Here is a 12,418-nt window from a genome sequence, read left to right on the forward strand (position 1 = left end):
TATAAGTGGTTAAATTTTATTGCAGTTGCAGAAGAGTGCATAGGATCTGAATGGCGCTAAGCATCGCATAACTATAAAAAATTTTTATTGGATCTGCTTTTACTGTGTAACTAGGATTGATCATATTTGAATTGAAAAAAATTAAATCGCATAAAAAAGCCATTCTAAAAAGAATGGCCTTTTTACAAAAATAAAATGCTGAGATCTTATTTTTCAACACCAGCTGCTTGACCGGCATATTTCGCGTTTGCATAGTCCCAGTTTACAAGGCTTTCTAAGAAAGTCGAAATGTATTTAGGACGAGCATTACGGAAGTCGATGTAATAAGCATGTTCCCAAACGTCAATTGTAAGTACTGCTACTTTGCCATGTGCAAGTGGAGTATCTGCATTTGAAGTTTTAAGAATAGAAAGCTCGCCATTTACTTTATCAGCAACTAACCAAGCCCAACCTGAACCGAATTGAGTTGTTGCAGCAGCAGCGAATTCTTCAGCGAATTTTTCGTAAGAACCGAAAGCTTCATCAATTTTAGCAGCTAAAGCGCCAGTTGCTTTACCGCCACCGTTTTTAGCCATACAGTTCCAGTAGAATGTGTGGTTCCAAACTTGTGCAGCGTTGTTGAATACACCTGCTTTAGAAGCATCGCCAGCAACAGCAATAATGATCTCTTCTAAAGTTTTACCTTCAAGATCAGTACCCTTGATTAAGTTGTTTAAGTTTACAACATAAGTATTGTGGTGCTTGTCATGATGGAATTCTAAAGTTTCTTTGCTGATGTGCGGCGCAAGATCTTCATAGCCGTATGGTAAAGCAGGTAAAGTAATGGTTGTCATGTTTTAAATTCCTTGCATTTAGCTGGGTTTTAACATTAAGTGGCTTTATTGTAATGGATTCTTTCAACAATTGTGCAAGATGTTAAATAACAATACACAATTTATTTCGATTTAATACGTATATAGAAAATCTAAAAAGTACATCGCATTTTTATGGAAAAGTGTCTAATCGGCAGAGCAATATTTGCCAAAAAATACGCTACTTTTTTTAGGATAGCGCTTAAATCGGGTTGTTGAGTTCGAAATAAATAGCATCAATATTGAACTGTTCAGCGATCGCTTGAGCAAGTTGTTGAACACCATAGCGCTCTGTTGCATGGTGACCACATGCATAGTAATGCACATCTAACTCTTTGGCTTCATAAAAAGTACGCTCGCTGACTTCACCTGAAATATAGGCATCACAATTCATCGCTGCCGCTTTGCCAATAAAATCCTGTGCTCCACCTGTACAGAAGCCGACTTTTTGAATCAATGATTTTTCTGCATTGAGATGAATAGTATCAAAGCCTAATTTTTCAGTAAGAATGTGTTTAAAATCTTCTGGTGAGATCTGGTTTTTTAAATAACCAATATTACCAATCGGATTGCGTTCGCTTGGGTCTAAAGCTTCAATGTTTTCCAGCCCAAGGATTTTGGCAATCATTGCATTATTCCCCAGAGTTGGATGCGAATCCAAGGGGAGGTGGTATCCAACAAGTGAAATATCATTTTGGATTAATGCTTTGATTCGTTTGCCACGCATGCCTGTGATTGGATAGGGTTCACCTTTCCAGAAATAGCCATGATGAACCAAGAGCAGATCTGCTTGTTGTGCAATCGCTGCGTCAATCGCATCCTGTGATGCGGTGACTGCACACAGGATTTTTTTTACTTCAGATCGTCCTTCGATTTGTAATCCATTGGGTGCGTAATCTTTAAATTCATGTGATTTTAAGGTTTGATCACACCACTGGATGATATCTTTGAGTAAAGCCATGAATAACCTTTATTTAAATGAAGTGTGTTAAGAACATCAAAACATATTTTAAATTGTAACTAAAGCTGAACAAAACTCTTTGTGTTTTTTATGTTTCTTGATTGATTTGCTTTACAATATACAAATTGCTTTTGCATCAATGAATTAAAAAATTCTTAGAGGAATAAAAACGTGCGGCGTTCATTTACTTGGCTCCCTTGGGTTTTACTGATACTGGTTATTATTTGTTTTGTGGTTTGGCAAAAACTTCAACAGCCCAAAGCACCGATTGCTGCTGATGGTGTGAAGATGCCTGCTGAGAAAGTTGAGCCTTTGGTCAATACATCTCGAACGGGTGGTGTAGTGTCCTATAGTGCTGCTGTTAAGGTTGCAGCACCAGCAGTGGTCAATATTTTTACCACTCAAAAAGTAAAACAAAATCATCCATTGCTCAATGATCCTGCGTTTAGAGAGTTCTTTGGAAATCAGATCCCTGAACAAAATCAAAACCAGAATGAAAACAGTTTAGGTTCTGGAGTGATTGTGCGTCCAGATGGTTATATTTTGACAAATAACCATGTGATTGCTCAAGCAGATCAAATCGTTGTTGCCTTGCAAGATGGTCGCCGTGCAGAAGCCACTGTAATCGGAACGGATCCTGATACAGATTTGGCTGTGATCAAAATTGAATTGAAAGAATTACCTGTCTTGCCATTTAAATTGAGTGGCAATGAAGTCGGTGATGTTGTGTTGGCAATAGGAAACCCCTTTGGTGTCGGGCAAACGGTAACGCAGGGGATTATCTCTGCGACAGGTCGTTCTGATCTCGGTATCAATACTTACGAAGACTTTATTCAGACTGATGCAGCCATTAACCCAGGTAATTCGGGTGGTGCATTGATTGATGTGGCTGGGAATTTGATTGGTGTTAATACTGCAATCTTCTCACAGTCAGGTGGTTCGTTGGGGATTGGCTTTGCCATTCCTGCCAAAATCTGTCAGCAAATTTTAAATTCGATTTTAAAAGATGGTCGTGTGATTCGTGGATGGATGGGCATTAGCTTAGTTCCCCCAACGCAAGCGGATGTATTACAACCGCGTCAACCAGGTGTTGTGGTTGCTGATGTATTGAAAAAAGGTCCTGCGGCGGAAGCGGGGATTAAAGTGGGCGATCGTATTGTTAAAGTGAATAATGAAGATATTACTTCAACCTCACATTTAATTAATTATGTTGCGCTCCAAGCACCGAATACCGATATTCAAGTTGAAGTCATCCGTGGCGAACAAACCGTCAATCTCACGGTTAAAGTGGGTGAGCGTAAAGTTCAAAGTGCTGACTCACAATTTATCCCTTTACCACGACGTTAAATATCGCGAAAATTTTAGCCCTGATGAATCAGGGCTTTTTTATTTGAGATTACGTATTTGAATGACTTTATCAATGTTGGCGAATAGAGTGTTCGTAGTTGTTGATTCATATCGGTAAGCGATAACGACTGCATGTATGATTAAATGAATTAAAAAAGCAAAAACAGTTTAGGGTATATATGTTGAATGTTCACTTACCAAAATTTCCACCAAGCTTTATCAGGCCAATTGGCACAAGGATTAGGTAATAGGCTATGGATTGCACCAACTTCTTCATCTGAGAGCTTTGCATCTTTATTTTTATCTAAGAATTTAAATAATTTAATGTTTTTATCTTTGCCTTGAAACTGTCTGTCATCTGGCCATGGGAGTGGATCAAAGTCTTTGACTTTTAAGAACTCATTGAGTTCAAAGGTATCATTCTTATTTAAATCATAGGTCTTATGAAACTTCTCCCAGTCTAAAGAAGCTGGATCACAGGCAAAGCTAAAGCTTGAAAGTGCGCTGCAACTGAGAATTAGACTATAGATTATTTTATTCATTTGTTTTATCCCATTTTTTTAATTAGCTTTGATTATAAAGACAAAGTGATTTTAAACGAATGGTTGCATCTCAACAAAACTATTTCCGTCTTGATTCAATCTATTCGATAGAAAATCATCAATATCTACTGTATTTTTAAAACAAAAAAAACAGTGCCGAAGCACTGTTTTTATTGCAATAAAATGCTATTCAATTAACTTTCTTGTTGAATTCCAGCAACTAACCAATCTTGAGTAGACCCTGCTGGTTTAACAAAGTGCCATACTTCTGAGAACGGTACAGGTTGACTATTTAAGTCTTCGCTGACAGTGCCAGTAAAACGAACACTCACCACGTATTGTCCATTTTCTGTTGCACTATCCAATACCAATGCATTTAAGTTTGAAAACTCAGCCACATCTTGATCTTGGTTTGCCATGATATCGCTGTACATTGACTGATAAAGATCAGCTGTTAAATAGCGTTGAATTTCAGCAATATTGCTCACTGAGTTCATTGACTGAATATGGTTAAAGCGTTGACGAGCAACACGTAAGAAAGCAGCAGGTTCAGTTCCATCTGGAAGTTGATTGCCACTTTGCATTGACGCTGCGCCAAACGATGCTTGTGTTGCAGTACCACCATTGACAGACTGACCAAAAATATTGGTCGCGTCGTTTGAACTACGTGCCGTATTGTTTTGCCCAAATGGCGCAGATGTTGGACCTGTGCTATTTGGTGCATATGGGTTATTGCTGGCTAATTTTTTTTTTGCGCCGAATTTACGGAACAAGAAGAATGCAGCACCTGCGATCAGGATTAACCAGATCCAGCTTGGAATTCCACCTTTTTTCTCTTCTTGTTGAGCAGCTGCTTGTTGTTTCGCTAATTCAGCATCATTGGTTTGTGCTTGGGCATTACCATTATGATCATCAGCCATTGCATTTGCCGCAATCGCACCTACTGCTGCACCTGCAACACCAGCAGCAACCATTTTACCTACACCAGAACCTGATTTTTGTTGACCAGGTTGAGCAGGCGTTGGTTGTTGAGCAGGCGTAACTTGTCGAGGTTGAGAATAAGACTGACTTGAACTCGAAGAACGGCTCATGCCATGGCTTTTACCACCACCTGCACGTTTTGCTTCAGCCAAAGGTGCTACAGCCAAAGTTGCCATTAAAATACCTGCGACCAAGCCGCGCTGTCGAACTTCCATTGAATCTACCTATATTAAAAAATATGTTGATGAATATGAGTGCAAGCACATTACTGTAATTGCTTTTCATAGTTCTCTTTATGCAGTCTTTTTAAGAGAATTTCAATGTTTTTAAGATTTATTTGCACATATATTCACATAAACATAACGAATATATTGCTGGGCTTTTAAAGTCCAATACGGATTTTCTAATCTATTGAAATAATTAAAACTATCAATTTAAAAAGGCTTTTATCATATCGGTGGAATTGTGCTGTGATATATAAATTTAGTGTGGCAATTTATGTTAAAAATTCTCATGATTTAATGGATAATTTATAGCGTGTAGTACCCAGCCTTTACCTTTAAATTATTTGAATAAATATCGATCGATCAATCCGTTATAAAAATGATTAAAGCAAAACTGTTGTTTTAACTTTAGTCAGAGATTTAATTTTTATTGGATCTGTGAGGGTTCATTTAATGAGGGAGAAGAGGCAAATTTTATTTAAGCCATCTAACAAAGCAAGCTTACTTCCTTGTAAAGCTTGGTCCTATTTTATAAATGGGATGCTTAGACTTCATCACTCAATTGCATGGCTTCTGTTAATGCTTCATGCAGTCGAGCCACTGCAATAATTTGTACACCTGCAATAGGCTTTTGTGGTGCATTGCCTCTAGGTACGATGATGTATTTAAAACCATGTTTTATGGCTTCTTTTAAGCGTTCTTGTCCATTGGGAACAGGGCGTATTTCACCCGATAATCCCACTTCACCAAACACAGCCAATTGTTGTGGTAAAGCTTTAGAGCGTAAACTTGAAGCACAGGCCAAAAGTACCGCAAGATCAGAGCCTGTTTCGGTAATTTTTAAGCCACCCACGACATTGACATAAACGTCCTGTCCAGAGGTCTGTACACCACCATGACGATGCATGACCGCAAGCAACATATTTAAGCGGTTTTGTTCTAAACCCAGCGCGACCCGTCGTGGTTGTCCATGTGCGTCATCAACCAGTGCTTGAACTTCAACCAATAATGGACGTGTACCTTCACGACTGATCATCACCACTGAACCGGGAATCGCTTCATCATAACGACTTAAAAAGATGGCAGACGGATTGGCGACTTCTTTTAAGCCCTTATCTGTCATGCCAAATACACCAAGTTCATTGACTGCACCAAAACGGTTTTTGACAGCACGAATCATACGGTAACGGGAGTCAGATTGCCCTTCAAAATACAGTACGCAATCGACCATATGTTCAAGCACACGTGGACCTGCCAAGGCACCTTCTTTGGTGACATGACCAACAAGAAATAACGCTGTACCACTATTTTTTGCAAATCGAGTCAATAGTGCTGCTGACTCACGAATTTGCGAAACACCGCCGGGAGCAGATTGTAAGGTTTCGGTATATAAGGTTTGGATTGAGTCAAGAATGGCAACAGCAGGGCGCAATTGTGCGAGGGTATCACAAATTCGTTCTACACACGTCTCTGCCATAACTTGTAATTTATCGGTAGCTAAGTCAAGGCGATTGGCACGTAAAGCCACTTGTGAAAGTGATTCTTCCCCTGTGACATAGAGTGCTGAATTCTTCGCAGCAGCCATATGTGTTGCGGTTTGCAACAGAATCGTTGATTTACCAATACCGGGGTCACCCCCGATTAGGACGACAGAACCTGTGACTAAACCACCACCAAGTACTCGGTCAAACTCGCCTATACCCGTAGCTAAACGTGTTTCATTGGACACGGTAATCTGGTTAAGCAAGGTGACATTGGCCGCTTGTCCTGCATACCCACCGCCCATAGGTTTGGCACGATGTGATACGACAGGTTCAATTCGCACTTCAGTCAGAGAATTCCATTCACCACAGTCTGAACATTGACCTGCCCATTTTGGATGGTCTGTACCACATTGTTCGCAACGATAAACAGTTTTGACTTTGCCCATTTTGAGTGCGTTCACCTTTTGAATGATGTGCTGAATGTACCAATAGCGCCATTGAAATACAATTTTTTGCTTAACATCTCGCCAAAAACTATTTTGGCACGTAAACTGCAAATCGAAGGAACGGTAAAAATAAGAAAGGTAAGGGATAGTCGTTTGACTATTAAATAAGCTAAAAGATGAAAAAACTTAGATATTTTAAGTATTCATTGAAAAAGGCTTTTTTATTTTTTTTGTTTTAAGCTACTTTTGTACAACGAAATCTGAGAGAAGAATATAACAATGTCAAATGAAAACCTCAGTTCTTCTGCGGAAACAGGTGAACTAGCAAGAAGTTTATCGAATCGTCATCTACAATTAATTGCAATTGGTGGTGCGATTGGTACAGGCTTATTTATGGGTTCAGGGAAGACGATCAGTCTTGCGGGACCATCCATATTATTTATTTACATGATCATTGGTTTGATGGTTTTTTTCGTCATGCGTGCGCTTGGTGAACTGTTACTTTCAAACTTGCAATACAAGTCATTTATTGATTTTTCAACAGATTTGATCGGACCATGGGCCGGCTATTTTGTCGGATGGACTTATTGGCTGTGCTGGATCACTATTGGTATCGCAGATTTATCTGCAATTATCTATTACTTACAGTTCTTCAATAATGGGGTGCCCTTTACCCCAACTGAAGGGGCAATGATCAGTGTTGCCGCAATCTTCTTTATTTTAGGGTTGAACTTAGTCACAGTAAAACTGTTTGGTGAATTGGAATTCTGGTTTGCACTGATCAAAATTATTGCCATTGTGGTGTTAATTTTGGTGGGTTTCTGGATGATTTTTACTGGCTTTACTTCGGCGGCAACAGGTCAAGTGGCGTCATTTACTCATCTTTGGGATCATGGGGGAATGTTCCCGAAAGGCTTTGAGGGATTCTTAGCAGGCTTCCAAATTGCCATATTTGCTTTTGTCGGTGTTGAGCTTGTTGGTACCACCGCAGCAGAAACCAAAGATCCAGAGAAGAACTTACCTAAAGCAGTTAACTCAATTCCAATCCGTATTATTTTCTTCTATGTATTGGCGTTAGTGATTGTTATGTCAGTTACACCATGGAATATGATTGATCCTAAAGTTAGCCCATTTGTGAACTTGTTTAGTCAAGCGGGAATTGCTGCGGCTGCAATCATTATGAACTTGGTGGTCCTTTCTTCTGTAATGTCTTCAATGAACAGTGGTGTATTCTCAACAAGTCGTATGCTGTTTGGTCTTTCTCGCGAAGATCAAGGTCCTAAAGCATTTGGTCTGTTAAATAAACGCGCAGTTCCAGCGAATGCTTTGTATTTCTCTGGTGTATGTCTATTGGGTGGTGCGGCATTACAATATTTCGTTCCAAACACAGTCGAAGCATTTACTTTAGCAACTACGCTGTCCACGATCTTGTTTATCTTGGTATGGATCATTATTTTGTGGAGTTACTTGGTGTACTACAAAACACGCCCAGAACTTCATGCAAAATCAGTGTTTAAATTACCTGGTGGACCGATTACTTGTTATATCGTGATCATTTTCTTTGTTGGTACGATTGGTATTCTTGCATTAGAACCAGATACAATGAAATCATTGATGGTCAGTCCGATCTGGCTCATTATCCTTGCGATTGGTTATTTCTGTTTTTATAAGAAAAAATAGTCATTAACGATTTCAATGATATTGATAAGAAAACGTCAGTAATTTACTGGCGTTTTTTTTATTCTCATTTTAAGCTTTAAGGCTTCCGCTTTGGTCTATATTTTAGATTCAAGGTATAAGGTATACTGACGAAAATTTTGGAAATAGGTGAACAAATGCGTTTTGCAATTTGTGGCATCGGTTTAGTTTTAGCAAGTGTGGTGTTGGTGGGTTGTGGTCAATCAGGCAATTTGCAGTTGGCAAACAGTCAAGACTATGACAAACGTGCCAAATATTTGCTCTATTCAAAAGATGCCAATAAAGCTGCCCAAAGCAAGGCAAAAGTGCAAGATCAGACAGCCATTGCAGATCAATCTGTGCCAGCGTCTCAAGCCACTTCAAACTAAACCTAATTACACTTTCATTGAAAGGATAGATTCATGAGTTTCTCCCGCATTCATGGGGTATTGCATGCAGAGCAATGTTCTTTAGATCAACTCGCGCAGCAATATGGCACACCGCTTTATGTTTATTCAAAGGCAACTTTTGAAAAGCATTATTTGGATATGGATCAGGCATTTAGCTTTATCGATCATCAAATTTGTTTTGCGGTGAAGTCAAACTCAAATCTTGCGGTATTGAATTTATTGGCAAAATTAGGCTCAGGCTTTGATATTGTCACAGGTGGTGAGCTTGCGCGAGTCCTTGCCGCAGGTGGAGATGCTACAAAAATCGTATTCTCAGGTTTAGGCAAACAAGAAGCAGATATTCAAAAAGCACTAGAAGTGGGGATTGCATGCTTCAATGTGGAATCTCATGCTGAGCTTGATCGTATCCAGAAAGTTGCGGCAGGTTTAGGTAAAAAAGCTCCGATTTCGTTACGGGTAAACCCAGATGTAGATGCGAAAACCCATCCTTATATTTCGACAGGTCTAAAAGAAAATAAATTTGGTATTCCATCAGATTCAGTTTTTGAAACCTATCAATATGCGGCGTCTTTACCCAACCTTGATGTGATTGGGATCGATTGTCACATTGGTTCGCAATTAACAGAAACACAACCTTTCGTAGATGCGCTTGACCGCGTCATTATGATGATTGCAAAATTAAAAGAATTGGGCATCCAGCTGAAACACATCGATATTGGTGGCGGTTTAGGGGTGACCTATAAAGATGAAACACCGCCAAGTGTTGCAGAATATGCCAACGCAATGCGTCCAGCTTTAGAGAAATTAGGCTTAAAAGTCTATATGGAACCGGGGCGGAGTATTTCAGCAAATGCTGGAGTATTGGTGACGAAAGTTGATTTGTTAAAACCAACCAATCATCGTAATTTCGCAATTATTGATGCTGCAATGAATGACTTGATTCGTCCATCACTTTACCAAGCGTGGATGGACATTCAAGCTGTGGTATCGCGTACAGATATTGAAGCGAAAACTTGGGATATCGTGGGTGCCATTTGTGAAACAGGAGATTTTCTCGGTAAAGAACGTGAACTTGCCATTCAGGAAAATGACAATCTTGCTGTTTTAGGCGCAGGTGCGTATGGTTTTGTTATGAGTTCAAATTATAACAGCCGTGGTCGTGCTGCTGAAGTCATGGTCGATGCTGACCAATCGTATGTGATTCGTAAGCGAGAAACCATTGAATCACTTTGGGAAAATGAAAGCTTATTGCCTTAAGGAGCCATTTTAAATGTTATTAGAATTTACCAAAATGCATGGTCTGGGCAATGACTTTATGGTGGTTGATTTAATCAGCCAGCGTGCATTTTTTGATGCAATGACCATTCGCCGTTTGGCTGATCGTCATTTCGGGATTGGTTTTGATCAACTGTTAATTGTTGAACCACCAGATTTTCCCAATGTTGATTTTAAATACCGTATTTTCAATGCTGATGGTTCAGAAGTAGAGCAATGCGGCAATGGCGTACGTTGTTTTGCACGGTTTGTTTATGAACGTCAGTTGACCAATAAAAAACGTTTTAAAGTTCAAACCAGCGCTGGTATTGTTGAACCTGAGTTGGGTGAAAATGGTTGGGTGCGTGTCAACATGGGCTATCCAAAATTTTTACCCAATGAGATTCCATTTCTTGCAGAAGAACCAGATGCATTGTATGACATTGCATTGCAAGATAATGAATTGCTGACCATTGATGTGGTCAATATGGGCAATCCACATGCAGTGACAATCGTTCCCGATGTTTTAACTGCAGATGTTGCCAAAATTGGTCCTCAAGTGGAAGCACATGCACGTTTTCCGCAACGAGTAAATGCAGGCTTTATGCAAATTGTTGATGAAAAGCATGCGCGCTTACGTGTATTCGAACGTGGTGTGGGCGAAACGATGGCATGTGGTACAGGCGCTTGTGCAGCCGCAGTCTCTGGAATGCGTCGTGGCTTACTTGCCAATAATGTCGAAATTGAGTTGGCTGGTGGTAAATTACAAATTGAATGGAAGGAAGGCGATGTGGTTTGGATGACAGGGCCGACTGCAACCGTTTATGAAGGTCGTTTAGATTTACGTTATTTCCAAGGTTGATCTGCTTTATTTTACAGCTTAGCGCAAAGCCCTGAATTAATTTCAGGGCTTTTTTATCTCTAACGGCTTAGTTTTTGGATTAAAAAATATAAAATAAGTGTTTATACTGTTTAAAGATCTCAATAAATAATCACAAGGAAAAATAAATAATGGCAATAGATCGTATTGATTGGCATGGCGAATCCGCAGAGCAAGCAGGCTTTCCATATGAAAATGGTGGGACACATATTGGAATTTATTTAGCTTGGATTATCAATAACCAATTGGAAGGTGAGTTTCACCAAGAAGAAAGTGCCGATGAATTAGAACAAGTACGTACACGTCAAATGACTGGACGACAGTTTTTGATCAATATGTGTGATGAAAAATTTTGGGAAGAAGATTTAAATGAACAAGGCTTTGAATTTACCCAAGCCTATTATGAGAGTCATGAATATTTTAAAGATTATGATGAAATCTTAGTTGATGCTAAAGGTTTGACAGATACCTATGCTGTGGATGATACATGGGATAATTATGATTTGATGGCAGTCGTGATTAGTCAAAAATATGCACAATGGCAGCAGAACCGGTCATAAATCTATACGCTTTAAGTCAATAGATCGTTTTTCTGGGATAAGCTTTTGTAATCAGCCCTAATTTACCCATAAAAAAACACAGTCCAAAATGGGTAGGACTGTGTTTTAACGTTGATCTGTCTGGAGACCAAATCGACGTTAAGTAACCACACTTACAGCGTGCATACTTGTATAATTTATATATGAGGATGTTCGTATAATTTTCAACCAGTTTAGTTGCCAATTTTAAATTAGCAGCAGTCGTTGAGTTCACTCACGATTAATTCATTGAGTGAATACCAAACATATTGCCTTCAGTATCAATGGCTAAAACAATATGCCCATGAGGCCCAATCGACATTTTTGTTTGATGAACTTGACCACCAGCGGCTGCTACTCGGGCTTCTTCAGTGGCACAATGTTCACTACTGAAATAGACAATTGTACTGTTTCCACCAGCAGAAATGCCTTCCATTTTAACCAATGAGCCTGTTGCACCGTATTGGCTCATATCCGATGGAAATGTCCACATTTCCACCGATGAATCGTTTGGATCACTGAGTAAACTCAGCTCAACACCAATCACCGTTTGATAAAATAATTTAGCTCGTGCCATATCATTGACATAGATTTCGAACCAACACACTGGATTTGACATAAACGTGTCCTTTTATTTTGCTGTTATCGGTTTTATGACCATATATGGCTGTATTTATAAGCTTAAGGGCAGTTGAGCCTTTAAACTCTATTTTTAGACTTTATTGTGATTAGCTTATGACAAACTTAACTCAAGAGCAGCTGTATTTTGTAAATAAGTTTATT

The 12,418-nt window shown here is 39.3% G+C and carries 12 protein-coding genes; 6 read left to right on the forward strand and 6 right to left on the reverse strand.

The genetic code is table 11. The annotated features are described in order from the left end of the window. Positions 1–206: 206 nt before the first annotated feature. Together M2R48_RS05135 and M2R48_RS05140 are read right to left on the reverse strand one after the other, a co-directional pair. The gene (locus M2R48_RS05135; protein ID WP_262085297.1) at positions 207–833 is read right to left on the reverse strand and encodes a superoxide dismutase; all 627 of its coding nucleotides are present in this window, start codon (positions 831–833) and stop codon (positions 207–209) included. A 220-nt stretch (positions 834–1,053) separates the two neighbouring features. Continuing rightward, the gene (locus M2R48_RS05140) at positions 1,054–1,812 is read right to left on the reverse strand and encodes a Nif3-like dinuclear metal center hexameric protein (protein ID WP_262085298.1); all 759 of its coding nucleotides are present in this window, start codon (positions 1,810–1,812) and stop codon (positions 1,054–1,056) included. A 171-nt stretch (positions 1,813–1,983) separates the two neighbouring features. Between M2R48_RS05140 and M2R48_RS05145 the strand changes: the two genes are divergently transcribed. After that, entirely contained in the window at positions 1,984–3,159 is a 1,176-nt protein-coding gene (locus M2R48_RS05145; RefSeq protein ID WP_004722420.1) for a S1C family serine protease, read from the forward strand. 194 nt (positions 3,160–3,353) lie between these two features. Here M2R48_RS05145 and M2R48_RS05150 read toward each other — a convergent pair whose 3' ends face one another. The 3 genes from M2R48_RS05150 to radA form a co-directional block, all read right to left on the reverse strand. Beyond that, positions 3,354–3,701, reverse strand: a complete 348-nt coding sequence (locus M2R48_RS05150) for an EF-hand domain-containing protein (protein ID WP_239046229.1) — start codon at positions 3,699–3,701, stop codon at positions 3,354–3,356. A 194-nt stretch (positions 3,702–3,895) separates the two neighbouring features. After that, complete coding sequence (locus tag M2R48_RS05155) at positions 3,896–4,897, reverse strand: Tim44 domain-containing protein (protein ID WP_262085299.1); 1,002 nt, start codon at positions 4,895–4,897, stop codon at positions 3,896–3,898. Between the two features lie 553 nt (positions 4,898–5,450). After that, on the reverse strand, positions 5,451–6,836 hold the full coding sequence (radA, locus tag M2R48_RS05160; RefSeq protein ID WP_004722416.1) for a DNA repair protein RadA: 1,386 nt from the start codon (positions 6,834–6,836) through the stop codon (positions 5,451–5,453). A 279-nt stretch (positions 6,837–7,115) separates the two neighbouring features. Between radA and M2R48_RS05165 the strand changes: the two genes are divergently transcribed. The 5 genes from M2R48_RS05165 to M2R48_RS05185 all read left to right on the forward strand — a co-directional run bounded on the left by M2R48_RS05165 (position 7,116) and on the right by M2R48_RS05185 (position 11,617). Next, on the forward strand, positions 7,116–8,516 hold the full coding sequence (locus tag M2R48_RS05165) for an amino acid permease (protein ID WP_004819689.1): 1,401 nt from the start codon (positions 7,116–7,118) through the stop codon (positions 8,514–8,516). A 155-nt stretch (positions 8,517–8,671) separates the two neighbouring features. Continuing rightward, complete coding sequence (locus tag M2R48_RS05170; RefSeq protein WP_262085301.1) at positions 8,672–8,902, forward strand: hypothetical protein; 231 nt, start codon at positions 8,672–8,674, stop codon at positions 8,900–8,902. A gap of 33 nt (positions 8,903–8,935) precedes the next feature. Beyond that, positions 8,936–10,180, forward strand: a complete 1,245-nt coding sequence (lysA, locus tag M2R48_RS05175; protein WP_262085302.1) for a diaminopimelate decarboxylase — start codon at positions 8,936–8,938, stop codon at positions 10,178–10,180. A gap of 13 nt (positions 10,181–10,193) precedes the next feature. Continuing rightward, entirely contained in the window at positions 10,194–11,039 is an 846-nt protein-coding gene (dapF, locus tag M2R48_RS05180) for a diaminopimelate epimerase (protein ID WP_004722412.1), read from the forward strand. Between the two features lie 149 nt (positions 11,040–11,188). Next, positions 11,189–11,617, forward strand: coding sequence for a hypothetical protein (locus tag M2R48_RS05185; protein ID WP_262085303.1), 429 nt, complete (start codon positions 11,189–11,191; stop codon positions 11,615–11,617). Positions 11,618–11,876: 259 nt separating this feature from the next. On the opposite strand, the gene M2R48_RS05190 is transcribed toward M2R48_RS05185, so the two are convergent. Next, positions 11,877–12,254, reverse strand: coding sequence for a VOC family protein (locus tag M2R48_RS05190; protein WP_262085304.1), 378 nt, complete (start codon positions 12,252–12,254; stop codon positions 11,877–11,879). Positions 12,255–12,418 lie beyond the last annotated feature (164 nt).

The sequence above is a fragment of the Acinetobacter sp. I-MWF genome, from assembly GCF_025433935.1.
Classification (GTDB): Bacteria; Pseudomonadota; Gammaproteobacteria; order Pseudomonadales; family Moraxellaceae; genus Acinetobacter; species Acinetobacter guillouiae.